The organism is Corallococcus interemptor, from assembly GCF_003668875.1.
In the GTDB taxonomy this organism is placed as follows: domain Bacteria; phylum Myxococcota; class Myxococcia; order Myxococcales; family Myxococcaceae; genus Corallococcus; species Corallococcus interemptor.
Genome location: NZ_RAWM01000003.1, coordinates 75,766 through 91,299, shown reverse-complemented (window position 1 = coordinate 91,299; position 15,534 = coordinate 75,766). Strand labels below are relative to the sequence as shown.

Below are 15,534 nucleotides of genomic sequence, written 5' to 3'. Positions count from 1 at the left end.
CCCTGACGCGCCGTGTTGTCAGGGATTGACGCGTCGTGTTGCACAGGGTGGGTGGGTAGACTCCGGGGCCATGCGCTTCCAGCCACCGTGGGGTGGAGCCTTCCGGCTCGACACCTTCTTCCACCGCACTCCGGACGTCCTCCCGGAGGAGACGATGGCCTCCATCCGCTCGGCCATCCTGGGCTCGTCGCTCCTGGGAGAGTCGAACCTGTCCGGGCAGTTCTCCGGCACGTACGGCTTTTCGCTGACGTTCCGCCGGGACGCGCTGCCGGAGGTCCACGAGCGGTTCCCAGCCTTCGCGCCGTACCTGGCCAGGACGCTGCTGCCGGAGTGCAACGCCTTCCTGCTCAACCCGCTGCTGGTGGGCAAGGGCCGCAACGTGGCGGCGCACATCGACCGGAGTCTGGAGTTCTACGGCCCGGCTATCGGCTGCCCGGTGGCGGTGAGCGTGCTGTATGTCCAGGTTCCGAAGGAACTCCGCGGTGGCGCGCTGCGGCTGTACCACCGGGGAGGTCAGGTGGCGGAGCTGAAGCCGCAAGAGAACGCGCTGGTGATGTTCCGGGGTGACCTGCTGCACGAGGTGGAGGCCATCACCTCCGGCGCGGAGTCGATGCGGGAGTCGCGGATCAGCCTGGTGGTGGAGCAGTACCGCGCGCCACCGGAGCTGCTGGCGAACGTGCCCCGCTTCGAGCTGCGCACGCGTTCGGGGGTGCGGGCGTGAGCGGCCTGACGCTGGAGTGGAAGCTGCCCGCGCCGCCGGAGGCGGTCTTCCCCGCGCTCTCCGAGCCCGCGCTCATCCGCCGCTGGTTCGGCGCGCCTCCGGGCTGCTACCGCACGCACGCGCCCGACCCTGGCGCGCTGGGCCAGCCCTACCGGGTGGGCCTGAGGGACGCGGCGGGCCGCGCGTTCTCGCAGGTGGGCTGCATCGTGGAGGTGGACCCCGGGCGCTTCCTGGCGCTGGAGATGGACTGGGAGGGCGGCGGGCCGATGCCCGCGGGGCGTACCCGGGCGGAGCTGACGTTCCACCTCACGCAGGAAGGCACGCGGCTGGAGCTGCGCCAGGGGCCGTTCGCGGACGACGCGGCCCGCGACGCGCACCGGGGCTACTGGGAGGCGTGCCTGGGCCGGCTCGCGCGCGTGGTGGCGGGGGAGGCCGTGCCCTGCTTCGAGGAGTTCTGGGAGGAGTCTCGCGGCTACGTGGGGCCGCTGGCGGTGGCCGCGTACACGGTGCTGGCGGGGCTGCGCGAGGCGGGCGCGCCGAAGGAGACGGTGGCCCAGGTGGAGGACGCGCTCTACACGCACCTGTCGCGGCTGCGCGAGGACACCGCGGACGTGCTGGGCGCGGTGCTCCAGTCGCGCGTGGAGGGCGGCGCGAGCTGACGTGGCTGCCGGAGCCTGGGGAGGCGCGCAGCTGGCTCCGTCGTCGTTGCCGGTGATGACGCGCGCCTCCTGCGGGCCCTGGTAGGCGAGGTCGGCCAGGGCCCGCGCCTGGCATGTGGGCAGCAGGGGATTGGTGGCCACGGTGAACCCCTGGCCCACGACCCGCAGCCCGTCGAGCCCCAGCGCCTGGAGGGACGGGTTGTCCGTCACGGTGAGGAGCTGGAGCTCGCGCAGGTTCTGGAACCGGGCCAGCTCCGTCAGGTCGTTGTTGTAGCGGACCGACAGGCGGTCCAGCCGCAAGAGCCGTCCGAATCCGCCCAGGTCGGTGAGCCGCGGGTTCAGCTCCACGATGACGGTGTGCACGGAGTCCAGGCGGTCCAGGCCCGTCACCGACTTCAGCCGGGCGTTGTTGCGCAGGGTGATGTCCCCGGACACGGTGCGCAGCTCGGGCCAGCCGCCCGCGGACTCCAGCATCGCGTTGTCGCCAATGGCCACCGAGCCCACGCGGCTGAGGCGGGGGAAGCCCGCCGTCGACTGGAGCTTCGCGTTCCCGGCGATGCTGATGGCGCTCGCGGACTGAAGGCTGTCCAGCCCCTCCACGTTCGTCAGCGCGGCGTTGGAGAAGATGGACAGGACGTCGACGGTGCGCAGCGAGGACAGGCCGGACAGCGACTCCAGGGCCGCGTTCTGGCTCAGGGACACGCTGCCCGCGGACGCGAGGCTCGGCAGGGCCAGCCTGCGCAGCCGTGGGTTCGCCTGCACGCTGAGGCCCTCCGGGAGGCTGTCCACGGCGGGGAACTCGAAGCTCTCCACCAGCGCGTTGTCGGACACGCCCAGCCAGCGTCGCGGGGCCAGCGCGCGCAGCCCGTCCAGCGACGCGAGCACGGGGTTGCCCCGCACGGAGAGGTCCCGGTCCACGTGGACCGGCTGGGCCGGGTCGCCCATGGCGGCCGTGGTCAGCGCCGCGTTGTCATCCAGCCACACCTCCCCGGCGAAGCGGAGGGACGGCAGCGCCACGCGGGTGAGCCGGGGGTTGGCCTGGACGGTCAGCGAGCCCACGACGGCGGACAGCTCCGGCAGGTCCAGGGCCGTCAGGGTCTCGCTGTTGACGAGCAGGTCCCCGTCCACGCGGGTGACGCCCTGGAGCCCCGCGAGGTCCTCGGCGGTGGCCACCACGTAGGGGCCCGTGTAGACGCGCGTGGGCTGGCACAGGAGGAGGACCGTCAGCACCTCCGTGTCCGGATCCATCCGCCCGTTGCCGTCGAGGTCGCCAAAGGCCTCCACGCGCATGCCCGCGCGCCCGCACGCGCCTCCGGCCGGCTCGGGCTGGACCTGGACGCGCAACAGGGAGCTGTCCACGAAGCAGAAGTGATGGGCGGCCTGGACTTCCGCGGGGCCGAGCACCCCGTCGCCGTCCACGTCGCCGCCCGCCTCCAGCACGGTGGCGGGGGACAGGCAGGCGGTGCTGTCCGGCACCGGGTGGATCCGCGTGAGGATGGCCGCGGTGCGCGTGCAGACGGGGACCTCGCGGGTGACCTCGGCGTCGTCCAGCACGCCGTTGCCGTTGAGGTCCAGCCCCGCCTGCGTCAGCCGTCCCCCTTCCGCGCACACGGCGCCGGGGGCGACCTCCGTGCTGCGCGCCACCACCTGTGCGGGAGCGTCCGCGCAGAGGTACTCCGTGCGGGTGACCTCGGCGTCGTCCAGCACGCCGTTGCCGTCGAGGTCCAGCCCCGTGCCCACCGCCTGTCCGCCGAAGGCGCACGCGGCGCCGGGCGGCTCGGCGGTGAAGCGGGAGAGGGCGGGGGCCTGAGGGTGCAGGACGGTCAGGTCAAGCGGCGCGCACCCTCCCGCGACGAAGCAGAGTGACAGCCACGTACCCCAGGTCCACCGCATGTGCGTCGCCTCTCGAATCCGGCCGGACGGGCCCTCGGCCTTTCATACGGACAGGGGGGCCCGGCCGGGTCGCTGGCGCGCTCAGGAGGCCAGGGCCTGGGGCGGCGGAGGCGTGTGGGCGTCCTCCGGCGCGCCGTGGGCCTCCGCGTCCTTCGCCGTGGCGATGCGCTCGTCCAGCTCCGCGGTGAGGTGCTCGTAGACCTCCTTGTTGAGCGTGCCCTGCTGGTAGGCGTTGAAGACGGCCTCCTTCTCCACGATGAGGACGCGGCGGATGGCCTCCTGCTGCTCCTCCTCGTGGAAGCGGTTGGACTGCTGCTTGAGCGTGATGATCTCCTGCTCCACCGCCTGCGCCTTCTGCTGGTAGTCGCGCTCCATGGGATCCAGCACGTCCACCGGAATCTCCCGCTTGCGGCGCATGGCCTCCAGCGACGCGAGCGCCGCGTGGATGGCGCCCAGCCGGCCCCGGGCCAGCTCGTACTGCTCCTGGTAGACGTCCTTGAGGCCGGTGATGCCCAGCCACTTGAGCATGGGCGCCATGGTGAGGCCCTGGAAGATGATGGACAGCACCACCACGCCGAACGTCATGTTCACCAGGAGTTCGCGGTGGGCGAAGTCGTTCGGAAGGCCCAGCACCAGCACCATGGACACCGCGCCGCGCAGGCCGCTCCAGGTGAGCACCGCGCTCCACTTCCACGGCAGCTTCTCCGACGTGAAGCGCAACAGGCCGGACACGCCGTAGACGACCACCGCGCGGCCCACCAGCACCGCCGCGTACGCCAGCAGGATGGGCTGCCACGACGCCAGCAGCGACGTCAGCTGCACCTCCAGGCCGATGAGCAGGAACACCACCGAGTTGAGCGCGAACGCCAGGTACTCCCAGAAGCTCTCCACCGCGATGCGCACCGTGGGGCCCATGCCCTCCTGGGCCGCCCAGTTGCCGCACACCATGCCGGCCACCACCACCGCGATGACGCCTGAATAGTGGAAGTGCTCCGCCACCACGAAGGACCCGTACGCGGCGATGACCGTGCAGGTGATCTCCACCATGGCGTCCTCCACGCGCAGGATGACCTTGCCCACCGCCCAGCCCACCGCCGCGCCGATGACGGCGCCCATGCCCGCCACCTTGATGAAGTCCAGCACCGCGCCGCCCGCGGTGAACGCCTGGCCGCCGGCCACGCCCACCACCAGCGTGAAGAGCACCACGGAGGTGCCGTCGTTGAGCAGGCTCTCACCCTCCACCAGGATGGCCAGCCGCTTGGGCGCGCCCAGCGCCTTGAACAGGCCCACCACCGCGATGGGGTCCGTGGACACGATGAGCGACGCGAACACCATCGCGTGGATGAGGCCAAAGCCCTCCAGCAGGTTCAGCCCGCTCATGGCCGGCGACAGCAGCAGCGCCGTGAGCGCCATGGACGCCACCACGCCGGGAATCGCCATGGAGGTGATGGCCAGCTTGTTCTTCATGAACTTGCGGAAGTCCACGTGGAACGCCGCTTCGAACAGCAGGCCCGGCAGGATGACCGCGAACAGCAGCTCCTTCGTCAGGTGCGGCGGCTCGAAGGCCTGCACGATGCCCAGGCCCAGGCCCGCCAATACCAACGCCACCGTGTACGGAAACTTGAAGTAGCGCGCCGCGATCGCCACCGCTGTCGCGATGGAGAAGAGCAGCACGAAGGCCAACTCGAAGTGCATGAATCTCCAGCCCCGTTTGTGCTCAAAAATGGGGAGGATGCCACGCGCGCGGGGCGGTGGGGCAACCCCCTTTCGGGGGGAAAATGAGAGGGGACGGGCAGGCGTTGCATTTTGCCAGACCGTTTTCTCAAGGCTGGAGACGGACCTCCAGCGTGTAGCGGGAGCGCAGGTCGCCGGGCATGGCGAAGTCCTGATCCAGGGCCTTGGCGGGCTGCACCCAGACCTGCCACCGGCCCTCGGAGGACACGGTGGTGGTGCTGCCCAGGTCGGTGGCGGCGGCGGGGTCGAGCGCGGCCTTGCGCTCGACGATGCCTCCCGACGGGTCGAGGAGGAAATAGGAGAAGCGGAAGGGCAGCGCTGGAGTGAAGGCCTCCGCCTTCAGCTGGACGGAGATGCTCTTCGCGGTGGCGGGCACCTGGAACCCGAAGACGTCCACGTCGCCCTCGGTGGCGAGGACGCCCGTGATGGTGCCGCTCGTGCCCTGCTCCGTCGCCACCAGGGGAATGGGGGTGGGGGAGGGCGGCAGGTTGTTGGGTTCGTGGCCATCCGGATCCGCGATGAGCTCCGCCTGGACGGTGTACTGCGATTGGGTGTCGAAGGCGGTCGCGTCATCCCGCACCGTCAGCAGCCGGAAGTTCGCATCCTCCACGTAGGGAATCAGCATCTCCACGAAGGAGGGCGCCTGTGCCGGGTCATGGCGGTTGACGCGCGAGGTGGGGCGGCTGGCCGTGAAGGGGACGTTGGCCTCCAGCGTCAGGTTCACGGGCGTCTGGGGCACGGCGTAGCCCGCGCGGACTCGCATGATGGAGGGTTGGGTCACGGGGGCGACCGCCTCCACGCGATACCAGTCGGAGTCGTAGAGGGCGCTCACGTAGGCCTGGCGCGGCGTGTTGTCCAACGGGAGCACGCACTCGGACAGGGTGAGTGCTTCTTCGCGGCTGTTGCACGCGTCCGTGATTTCCCCCGGGCCCGCGTCGGGCGTCGGGGTGGGCTCTGGCTCCGAGCAGGCGGTGAGCCATCCCGTGAGCAGCAGCAGCCGTCCGCCCGTGCGCCATCGTGGAATCAATCCCATGTGTTCCTCCTTGCCTCCCTGGATACGGAATGGAGCGCGCCCGTGGGTCCTCTGCATTGTGGAGCGGTGGACGGCCGGGGTTCAGGCGGGCAGTGGAGGCTGGACGGATGCATTGTGACGCTCCGGGCCGGCGGCTAGAAGCGGGGCATGATGGACCTCTTCCTGATGTCGCCCCCGGGGCGGGGCTGGGCGCTGCGGGGCCGCTCGAACTTCCGCAGCCGTGAGGCCGCTCCGGCGGATGCGCGCGGCGCGCGGCGGGAGTGGCTGACGCTGGCCCGGCACATCGAGTCGCGAGGCGGCACGGTGGTGGCGCTGCCCTCGCCGTCGGACGCGCTGACGGGCATGCCCTACGCGGCCGAGTGCGGTCAGGTGGTGGCGCGCGAGGGCCAGGCCCCGCTGTTCCTGCTGCCCCGGATGATGAGCGCGCACCGGTTCGCGGAGCGCGACCACTGGACGCCGCTGGCGAAGCGCCTGGGCCTGGAGGTCGTGGACCCCGGCGTGGACATCTGGGAGGCGCACGGCGACGTGGCGACGTTCGACGGCGTGACGCTGCTGTTCTGGGGCGGGCGCACCACGTTGGACGGGCTGGAGGCGGCCGAGCGCTACTTCCCCGGTGAGGCCCTGCGCGTTCAGGTTCGCGAGCCCGCGTTCCACGGGAACATGGCGGTGCTTCCCCTGCCGGCGGTGGACCGTCTGGTCGTGTGCCCGGACGTGATGGCGCCGGAGTCCGTGGCGCTCCTGGAGCAGCGCTTCGGCGCGAACCGGCTGGTGCGGGTGACGGAGGCGGACATCCGGCGCTACGCGACGAACGGTCTGCCCCTGGGCAGGGACCTGCTCGCGCCCACGGTGATGCCCCCACACATCGTGGAGACCTTCGAGCGGCTGGGCATGCGCGTGGTGTCCATGCCCATGCCGGAGCTGACGGAGAAGGGCGGCGGGTCGTCGCGCTGCCTCGTGTCGCGCGCGTCGGTGGACGCCTCCCGCGTCGTCATTCCTCCCGAGTACCGGTTGGACGTCGTGGCGAAGGACCTCGAAGCCGATGGCGGGTGAGCTCGCGTCGTTGGCCCAGGCGTTCTTCGCCGCCACCCCGGAGTTGGCATTGCAGGCGCTGGGCTCCGGCGTGCACGTCCCGTCGCTGGACCTGGCGCCGTATGGCGTCCCGGTCACGCACCTGCTGGCGGAGCACAACTCGGAGCTCGCGCGGCAGTACCTCACGCTCAACCAACTGGCGTTCGGCGGCATCGGCGTGCCGCGTTGGGTGCTGTCGGACCTGTACCTGCTGCCCGGCGCCATCGGGCTGTTGCGCTGTCCCGCGCGGCTCTTGAAGGCACCCGCGCGTGAGCGGCTGCTGCTCGCGGACGAGGAGTCCGCCATCGGCGCGGCCTGCTACGTCGCGCCGTCGCTGACGCCGGGCTTGTTCGTGGGCGTGTCGCTGTTCAGCTTCCTGCCGGGCCGGGGCGCGTCCGCGTGGGTGAAGCTGCTCACGCTGCGCATGGTGCGCGCGCAGCGGCTGCGCGGCGTCACCCAGTGGGACAACCCCGCCGTGCGCGTGCACTCGCGGCTGGGGCCCATGCGGCTGGTGGGGCGCGTTCCCGGCGGCCACGACTACGACGAGCGCACGTTCGTCTACGAGACGGACCTCTCCAACGAGGCCCGCGTGGCCCGGTCCATGGTCCGCGGCGATGCGCCCGCCGCGCCCGCCGTGCGCATCCCCGTCACCGACCTGTTGTCCCTGGGCACGCTGCTGGACCGCGTCGAACGAGGCGCCCGGCTGGAGTTGGTGCCTCCCGGTCAGGACGACGGCCACGTGCTGGTGCGCGAGCTGCCCGAGGGCTGAAGGCTCAGGGCGCGGGCGCGTGCGGGAACTCGTCGTCCTGTTCCAGCGCCTTGCGCAGGGCGCTGGCGCCGTCCTTGAGAATGGGCGCGCCGTGCGCGAAGCAGACGGTCTGGATGGGCAGGTGGTCCAGGATGCGCTGGATGCTGGTGCGCGTGCGCAGCGGTTCGTCCTGATATTCGCCGGGCACGAAGGTGGGCGTGCGCCGGGCCTCGTGTGACAGCAGGTCGGAGATGAACACCACGGCGTGCGGGCTCTTCTGCAGCCACAGCGTGTACATGGCCTCCGTGGGCCCCGGTGTCTGGAAGGTGTTGAGGCCGCCCGGCAGCGTGGAGCCGTTCACGTATTCGAAGTCCGGCTTCTCCTCCAGGCCCTGCGCGCCCTCCGGGGCCCAGACGGGCACGCCGAACAGCTTGCGCATGCGCCACGCGGAGCGCTGGTGGTTGCCCGCGGTGAGCACGATGGCGTTGATGTCGCCCAGCTTGCGCAGGAGCTTTTCGTCGATGGGCAGTGGGTCGATGAGGGTGACGGTGCCGTCCTCATCCACCACCGCGTAGGCGTCGCTGCGGATGCCGCCGAGCCGGTCGTCGGCGACGGTCCAGTGGTGCACGCCGGGGACGATTTCATCCGTCTTCTTCGCCTGGGCCTTGGGCTCGCTCATGCGGACAAAGCTAGGCACCTGTCCCGGGATACAAGGGGGCACGCTCCGCCGGCCGCCTGCCCCTTTGGCGGGCCCCGCCGCCCCCTTCGCATCCCGCCCGCCGCGCGCACCTTTGTCGTCGGACGAAGGAGAGACGTGATGCGCGCGATGACCCGCGAGATGCGACCGCTCGTGCTGTTCGATGGGGACTGCGGCTTCTGCAAGCGCTGGGTGGCGCGCTGGAGCCAGGACACCGGCGGCCGGGTGCGCTTCGCGCGCGGGAGCGGCTGGCTGCTCAGGCTGCTTGGGATTCCGAAGAAGGACATGCGGCGGGCGATGCAGCTGGTGGAGCCGTCGGGGCGCCGCTCGTCCGGCGCGGAGGCCGTCTTCCGCATGCTCGCCTGGTCGCCCCGCTGGAGCACGCGGCTCGCCGCGCGGTTGGGATTGGCGCCCGGTGTCCGGCAGGTGGCGGGGGCTGTCTATTCAGTCATCGCGCACAACCGCCGGCGCGCATCGCGGTGGGACCGGTGGTTGTTCGGCCGCGTGACGGAGCCCGCGGAGCACCGGCTGGTGCGCTGGGCCTTCCTGCGGCTGTTGGGCGGCACGTTCCTCATCGCCTTCACGTCGCTGGGCAAGCAGGTGCTGGGGCTCTACGGGGAGAAGGGCATCCGTCCCATCCGTGACGTGGCCCAGTCCGAGCGCTATGCCGCGCAGGGCCGCCGGCGCCGTCCCAGCGTGTTCTGGAAGGACGCGTCGGACGCGGCGCTGGTGCGGGGCTGCCGCGTGGGACAGGCCCTGTCGCTGGCGCTGCTCTTCAACGTGGCGCCGCGCCTGAGCGCGAGTGCGCTGTGGGGGCTGTACCTGTCCTACGTGTCCCTGGGGCGCGAGTTCCTGTCGTTCCAGTGGGACGTGCTGCTGTTGGAGATGGGATTGCTGGGCGCGCACACCGCGCCGTATGGCCTGCGGCCCGGACTGGGGAAGCGGGACGTGTCCGCGCTGGACGTGTTCCTCTTCCGGATGCTCGTGTTCCGGCTCTACTTCGGGTCGGGCATCAGCAAGTTCCACTCGGGGGACCGGACGTGGCGTGAGCTGAGCGCGTGCGACGTGTACTTCGAGACCGCGCCCCTGCCCACGCGCGGCGGTTGGGCCGCGCACCAGCTTCCGCGCCAGGTGCGCCACGCGGGCACGGCGGCGGTGCTGGCGGCGGAGACGGCGGTGCCCTTCCTCGCCTTCGGCCCCCGGCGCGTGCGGCAGGCCGCCTTCGGCGTCTTCACCGCGTTGCAGGCGGCCATCATGGCCACGGGCAACTACGGCTTCTTCAACGTGCAGTCCCTGGCCCTGGGGCTGTGGCTGCTGGACGACGCGGCCCTGCGTCGCGTGCTGCCGGAATCGCTGTGGCGTGACGCGGGGCCCGCGCGCCGGCCGTCGTGGCTCGGCATGGCGCAGTCGGTGGCCGCGGCGGTGCCGCTGCTCACGCTGGGCACCATGGAGCAGCTGCGCCGGATGGGGTGGTGGCCGCGCGGCCCGGAGCGTCTGGTGCGGGCAGTGGACTGGCTGGATGACCGAGTGCATCCGCTGCACTCGGTGAACTCCTACGGTCTGTTCGCGGTGATGACGGTGGACCGGCCGGAGATCACCGTGGAGGGCTCGAACGACGGCGTGCACTGGGTGGAGTACCCGTTCCGCTACAAGACGTCGGGCGTGGACCGGCCGCCGCGCCAGGTGGCCCCGCACCAGCCCCGGCTGGACTGGCAGATGTGGTTCGCCGCGCTGGGGTCACCGCCCTCGTGGTTCCTGGCCCTGATGGAGCGGCTGCTGGAGGGCTCGCCGGAGGTGCTGGAACTCTTCGCGTCCAACCCCTTCCCGGAGCGTCCACCCCGGCTGGTCCGGGCGGTGCTGCACGACTACCGGATGACGTCCCGGGAGGAGCGCCAGCGCACCGGCGCCTGGTGGAAGCGGGAGCGGCGCGGGCTCTATGTGTCGCCGCTGACCCTCGCGCCCGCGTCGTCCGAGCAGGCGGGACGGCTGACCTGGTCCGTCTGAAACAGCGCCCGGGACTGGCGGGGGATGGGGATCGCTGGGTACGGTGCAAGGGCGATGGTGTCCGGTGCTTCCCCGTCATCCCTCATCTTCGGCAGGTACGCGGTGCTGCGCCGCGTGGCCGTGGGGGGCATGGGGGAAATCTTCCTGGCACGACAGGTGGGCGTCAGCGGCTTCGAGCGCCCCGTCATCCTCAAGAGCCTGCTGCCGGACCTGTTGGAGCATGACGGCTCGGTGGAGATGTTCCTCGACGAGGCCCGCGTCGCGGCGCACCTGAACCACCCGAACGTCGTGTCGCTGTACGAGGTCGGCGCGTGGCAGGGCACGTTCTACATCGCCATGGAGTACATCGAGGGCGAGAACCTGGGCCGCCTGGCGAAGGCGGCGCAGCGGGCCGGCACGCCGCTGCCCCACCGCGTCTGCGCGCAGATGATCCGCGACGCGGCGCTGGGTCTGGACCACGCGCACCACGCGCGCGACAGCCAGGGCGCGTCGCTGGAGCTGGTGCACCGGGACATCAGCCCGCAGAACATCATGGTGCGCCTGGATGGCCTGACGAAGGTGGTGGACTTCGGCGTGGCCAAGGCGACCATCCGCGCCAGCCGCACGCGCACGGGCGTGCTCAAGGGCAAGCTGCGCTACATGTCGCCGGAGCAGGTGCGCAACGAGCCCGTCTCCGGCACCAGTGACCAGTTCGCGCTCGGCGTCGTGCTGTGGGAGCTGTGCACGCGCCGGCCGTTCATCGACACGGACAACCCCGCGGAGGCCATGCGGCGCATCGCGCTGGCGGCGGTGCCCCGGCCCTCGCAGTTCGTGGAGGGGCTGTCGCCGCTGTTGGAGCAGATCATCCTGCGCATGCTCCACCGCGCGCCCGGGCAGCGCTTCGCCCGGTGCTCGGAAGTGGCGCGCGCGCTCCAGGCCTATCTGGATGAGGTGCCGGAGGCGCCGGGAGAGAGCGTCTCCGCGGTGGTGACGCGGCTGGTGGGGGACACGGTGCTGGCGCGGCTGCGAGACGCGGCCAGCGGCGAGCCCGGGCTGCCCCAGGTCCGCGAGCCCTCCAACGTGTCGTGCCCGCGCTGTGGCCAGGCCACCAGCGCCACCAACCGCTTCTGCCCCGCGTGCGGCAACTCGCTCACGCCCGCGTCCGGAGAGGCCTCGCCGAAGCTGTCGAGGACGCCGGTCTCCGGAGACGCCGCGCGCCAGCCTTCGCGGATGCCCCTGCTGCGCGAGCCGCCCGTGCACCTGGGCGACGAGGACGTCCCCGACGCGCCCACGGCCAAGGCGCCCGCCCGCCGCGACGACGGCGCCGTGCACGAGCCGCCCACCGACCCGACGATGGAGGTGCCCGCGCCGCTGGCCTCCGCCCTGGCCGAGCCGCCGTCCGCCACCACCTCCGGGGACGATGACGACGACGGGCCCCCGGCCCTGGGAGACGAGGCCCCGGGCCCCACGGTGAAGATCCGTGCGATGGACGCGCAGGCGCGGATGCGCCGGCTCACGCTGCTGGTGGTCACGGGCGAGCCGGCCCACGCGGCCCGGCTGCGCGAGGCGGTGTCCCAGGTGTCCGCGCGCCACCACGTGGAGGCGGTGGCGCTGGCGGACGCGCAGTGGTGTCTGCCTTTCGGGCTGCCGCAGGCGCGACCGGACGACGCGACGCGGGCCTTGAAGTGCGCGGAGGAGCTGGCCAGCGCGGGCCTGAGCGTGCGCCGGGGCCTGGAGTCCGGCGTGGTGCGCCTGAGCGCGGAGACGGGGTCGCCGCGGCTGTCCGGCCTGGGGCTGGAGCGGGCTCGGTCGCTGGCGGACACGGCGGTGCCCGGGGAACTGCTCGTGGGCGCCTCGGTGAAGGCGCTGCTGGTGGAGGCGGGCGGGGTGCGCATCGGCGTGGCGCGCGAGCTGCCCGGCGGCACCGCGTGGCGGGTGGAGTCCGGCGCGCCGTCGGCCCGCGTGGACGCGCTGGTGGGGCGCGACGAGGCGCTGACCCAGGCGGCGGCGGTGGTGGAGTCCGCGCGCAAGGGCGAAGGTGGCGCGCGGCTCTTCGTGGGTCCCACGGGCGTGGGCCGCAGCCGCTTCCTGGAGGCGGTGTCGGAGCTGTCCACGGGCGCCTCGCCGCGCGTGGTGTACGCGTGGGGCGGCGACCCTCGCTCCGCGGGAGCGCTGGGCTTGTGGCGCACGGTGTTCGCCGCGCTGTCGCGGAGCGCGACCGGTGGAGACACGTCACTGCCGCCGCTGTCGGGCCTGGGCTTCTCCGAATCGGAGGCCGCGGCGCTGTGGCGGAGGCTCGCGCGGGGCGCGCCGGTGGGCGGGCACCTGCCGGCGGGGGACGGGGCCGTGGTGGACGCGCTCCAGCGCGTGGCGAAGCCGTCCGGCCTGCTGCTGCTGGTGGACGACGTGCACCGCGTGGACGGCCCTTCGCTGGAGCTGCTCGCGGGGCTGCTGGCGACGAAGGAGCCAGGCGTGGCGCTGGTGGCCACGGGCGACGTGGACGCGGTGCCCCCGGCGCTGGCGTCCCTGCCGGTGACGGTGCTGGAGGGGCTGTCACCGTCGGAGCTGAACGCGCTGCTCACCGCGAGCCTGGGCCTGCCGCTGTCGCCGTCGCTGGAGCGGGCGGTGGCGGACCGGGTGCGCGGCAATCCCGCGCATGCGCTGGCGCTGGTGCGGCTGCTGGTGTCGGTGGGGGTGTTGCAGCGCACGGAGGGCGGCTTCCAGTCCAATGGTCCGCTGTCCGCCGCGATGCTGCCGCAGAGGCTGGGACAGGCCCTGGGCGCGCGGCTGGAGCTGTTGCCCGCCGCGTCGCTGCGCTTCCTCCAGCGGGCCGCGGTGGAGGGCTCGCTCTTCAGCGCGGAGCTGGTGCGCGCGTCGCTGACGGCCACGGACGGCGCGGAGGTGCTGGAGGACGCGGAGTGGGTGGTGCCCGTGCCCGCGCAGCCCGGCATCTTCCGCTTCACGAGCGAGGAGGCGCGGCAGGTGCTGCGCGAGCGCCTGTCGACCTCGCAGCTGCGCGGCGCGCACCAGGAGCTGGCGGAGGCGCTGGAGATGGTGGCGTTCGCGCAGGAGCCGGCCCGCGAGGTGCGCGTGGCGGACCACCTGCTGGGCGCGGAGTCCTCCGGCGCGCCGGTCGCGTGCGAGCGGGCGGGAGACTGGTTCGCGGCGCGAGGCGAGTGGCGCGCGGCGGTGGAGTTCTACCGCCGGGCCCTGGGCCGCGCGCCCGGCGCGACGGCGGCGGTGGTGCGCTGGCAGCTGGACGTGCTCGCGCGCGCGGCGTCGTGCCTCACGCAGGTGGACCCCGCCGCCGTGGATGGGCTGGTGACGCCGTGGCTGGACAACGTGCCGGTGATGCAGACCCCCGGCCGGTGGGCGGAGGCCGCGCGGCGCCTGGCCGTCGCGGAGCTGAAGCTCTCGCGCGTGGACGACGCGGAGGTGCGCCTCAGCATGGCGCAGGGCCCCGCGGGCTCGGACCCGGAGGTGGAGGCGCTGGTGCTCGGCGAGCTCGCGCGGGTGCGCGAGGCCAAGGGCGAGACGACGGCGGCGGTGGAGCTGCTGGCGCGGGCCTTCCAGCGCATGGGGAACCGGACCCCGCAGGTGGCGGACTTCTTCTGGGAGCACTACCTGCTGCTGGGGCGGCTGCAGCAGCGGCTGGGGCAGCAGGACCGGGCGCGGGTGGCCTTCACGCGCGCGGCGGAGCAGGCGCGGTCGGTGGGCAGCGCGGTGGGGCAGGCGCGGGCGCTGTCGCAGCTCGCGGGCCTGCGGGTCCTCGCGGGCGAGCCGGCCCAGGCGCTGTCGGACCTGGAGCGCGCGCTCGCCCTGGCCGAGCAGGGGGGAGATGCCCAGGAGGTGGCGCGCATCCACTACAACGCCGGGCGCCTGCTGGTGGCGGGTGGCCGGGCGCCGGAGGCGCGGGAGCGGCTGGAGCAGGCGAGGGAGCGCGCCCGGGTGGCGGGCTGGCGGGAGGGCGAGGCCCTGGCCGCGCAGGTGCTGGGGGCGATGGAGGCCCGGGCCCCGCGCCGCTGAAAGTGCCGGGTATCCGTCAGCAGGCGTGCAGGCGCGCGGACTTCAGCGCGGACACGCGCGGTTTTCACGCCCGCCGCGTGGTCCACCGGTAGACTCGGCCCCTCCCCCACCGACCCGTGCCTGCCTTCGTGAAGACGTCACGTCCCGCTTCCTTTTCCCTTTTGGGTTTCCTCGCGCTGGGCGTCCTCGGTGCGTGTGGACCGTCGCCCACGACCATCACCCTGGAACAGCCCGAGCAGCGCTACCTGCGCACGCAGGGGCAGAACCTGCCGCTCAACTACACCGTGCTGGACGCGGACGGGCGCAAGATGATGGACACGCGCCTGCGCTGGACCAGCTCCGCGCCGGAGGTGGCCTCCGTGCTGGAGGACGGCACGGTGGTGGCGCGCAAGTCCGGAAAGACAATCATCGGCGTGCAGGGCGGACGGGCGAAGGCGGCGCTGCCGTTGGACCTGACCATCCTCGCGTCGCTGGACGTGCGCGCGCCGGGCGCGGACTTCGTGGAGGTGGGGCGCACCATCAAGCTGCGCGTGGTGGCGCGCAATGAAGCGGGCCACGTCATCCCCGACGCGACGCCCGACTTCCGCTCCAACAACGAGGCCGTGGCGCGCGTGGAGAACGGTGAACTCATCGCCGTGACGGCCGGCGTGGCCACCGTCACCGCGACGCTGGGGCACCTGCACCGCGCCATCGCCGTGCAGGTGGTGCCGCCGGACTTCGTGCGCCTGGGGCTGAACCTCACCTCGTACACCTTCAAGAAGAAGGGCCAGTCGGTGATGGTCCAGGCGCGCGCGTACAACCGCAACGGCGTGGCGCTGGAGAAGGTGCCGCTGGAGTGGTTCAGCTCCAACAGCGCCGTGGTGACGGTGTCCCCCGAGGGCCGCGTGACGGCCGTGGGCAGGGGCCGCGCGGTGGTGTCGGTGGTGGCCGGCCGCCGCCGCACGGCCGCGGACTTCATCGTCGAGTAGGGCC

The 15,534-nt window shown here is 72.6% G+C and carries 10 protein-coding genes and 1 pseudogene; 7 read left to right on the top strand and 4 right to left on the bottom strand.

The features are described from left to right. Positions 1-70: 70 nt before the first annotated feature. Positions 71-721: a 2OG-Fe(II) oxygenase gene (locus D7X96_RS01995; RefSeq protein WP_120550097.1), complete on the top strand. Its 651-nt coding sequence runs from the start codon at positions 71-73 to the stop codon at positions 719-721. Then, positions 718-1,380 (top strand): SRPBCC family protein, encoded by a 663-nt coding sequence (locus D7X96_RS01990; protein WP_121724624.1) that lies wholly within the window; start codon positions 718-720, stop codon positions 1,378-1,380. Before D7X96_RS01995 ends, D7X96_RS01990 begins: the two co-directional genes overlap by 4 nt. 1,524 nt (positions 1,381-2,904) lie before the next feature. Here D7X96_RS01990 and D7X96_RS41970 read toward each other — a convergent pair. The 3 genes and pseudogenes from D7X96_RS41970 to D7X96_RS01965 form a co-directional block, all read right to left on the bottom strand. Continuing rightward, positions 2,905-3,273 (bottom strand): annotated as a pseudogene (locus D7X96_RS41970) (DUF7151 family protein); the annotation flags it as partial. Between the two features lie 81 nt (positions 3,274-3,354). Beyond that, entirely contained in the window at positions 3,355-4,968 is a 1,614-nt protein-coding gene (locus D7X96_RS01970; RefSeq protein ID WP_121768827.1) for a Na+/H+ antiporter, read from the bottom strand. A gap of 127 nt (positions 4,969-5,095) precedes the next feature. Further along, entirely contained in the window at positions 5,096-6,040 is a 945-nt protein-coding gene (locus tag D7X96_RS01965; RefSeq protein WP_147468198.1) for a hypothetical protein, read from the bottom strand. 147 nt (positions 6,041-6,187) lie between these two features. Here D7X96_RS01965 and D7X96_RS01960 point away from each other — a divergent pair, with 147 nt between their 5' ends. Continuing rightward, positions 6,188-7,090 (top strand): dimethylarginine dimethylaminohydrolase family protein, encoded by a 903-nt coding sequence (locus D7X96_RS01960; protein WP_244219416.1) that lies wholly within the window; start codon positions 6,188-6,190, stop codon positions 7,088-7,090. Beyond that, positions 7,080-7,877, top strand: coding sequence for a hypothetical protein (locus D7X96_RS01955; RefSeq protein ID WP_121768825.1), 798 nt, complete (start codon positions 7,080-7,082; stop codon positions 7,875-7,877). Before D7X96_RS01960 ends, D7X96_RS01955 begins: the two co-directional genes overlap by 11 nt. 4 nt (positions 7,878-7,881) lie before the next feature. Here D7X96_RS01955 and D7X96_RS01950 read toward each other — a convergent pair whose 3' ends face one another. Continuing rightward, complete coding sequence (locus D7X96_RS01950; protein ID WP_244219415.1) at positions 7,882-8,535, bottom strand: MBL fold metallo-hydrolase; 654 nt, start codon at positions 8,533-8,535, stop codon at positions 7,882-7,884. A 138-nt stretch (positions 8,536-8,673) separates the two neighbouring features. Between D7X96_RS01950 and D7X96_RS01945 the strand changes: the two genes are divergently transcribed. The 3 genes from D7X96_RS01945 to D7X96_RS01935 all read left to right on the top strand — a co-directional run bounded on the left by D7X96_RS01945 (position 8,674) and on the right by D7X96_RS01935 (position 15,530). Next, entirely contained in the window at positions 8,674-10,557 is a 1,884-nt protein-coding gene (locus tag D7X96_RS01945) for a lipase maturation factor family protein (protein WP_121725538.1), read from the top strand. A 24-nt stretch (positions 10,558-10,581) separates the two neighbouring features. Next, complete coding sequence (locus tag D7X96_RS01940) at positions 10,582-14,562, top strand: protein kinase domain-containing protein (protein ID WP_244219414.1); 3,981 nt, start codon at positions 10,582-10,584, stop codon at positions 14,560-14,562. 128 nt (positions 14,563-14,690) lie between these two features. Then, positions 14,691-15,530, top strand: a complete 840-nt coding sequence (locus D7X96_RS01935; protein ID WP_121768848.1) for an Ig-like domain-containing protein — start codon at positions 14,691-14,693, stop codon at positions 15,528-15,530. Positions 15,531-15,534: the final 4 nt, after the last annotated feature.

What these genes read in the sequence shown, in the direction of transcription:
- D7X96_RS01950 (WP_244219415.1), bottom strand. Translation starts at nt 8,535, where the DNA reads ATGAGCGAGCCCAAGGCCCAGGCGAAGAAGACGGATGAAATCGTCCCC.
- D7X96_RS01960 (WP_244219416.1), top strand. Translation starts at nt 6,188, where the DNA reads ATGATGGACCTCTTCCTGATGTCGCCCCCGGGGCGGGGCTGGGCGCTG.
- D7X96_RS01940 (WP_244219414.1), top strand. Translation starts at nt 10,582, where the DNA reads ATGGGGATCGCTGGGTACGGTGCAAGGGCGATGGTGTCCGGTGCTTCC.
- D7X96_RS01955 (WP_121768825.1), top strand. Translation starts at nt 7,080, where the DNA reads ATGGCGGGTGAGCTCGCGTCGTTGGCCCAGGCGTTCTTCGCCGCCACC.
- D7X96_RS01995 (WP_120550097.1), top strand. Translation starts at nt 71, where the DNA reads ATGCGCTTCCAGCCACCGTGGGGTGGAGCCTTCCGGCTCGACACCTTC.
- D7X96_RS01970 (WP_121768827.1), bottom strand. Translation starts at nt 4,968, where the DNA reads ATGCACTTCGAGTTGGCCTTCGTGCTGCTCTTCTCCATCGCGACAGCG.
- D7X96_RS01965 (WP_147468198.1), bottom strand. Translation starts at nt 6,040, where the DNA reads ATGGGATTGATTCCACGATGGCGCACGGGCGGACGGCTGCTGCTGCTC.
- D7X96_RS01945 (WP_121725538.1), top strand. Translation starts at nt 8,674, where the DNA reads ATGCGCGCGATGACCCGCGAGATGCGACCGCTCGTGCTGTTCGATGGG.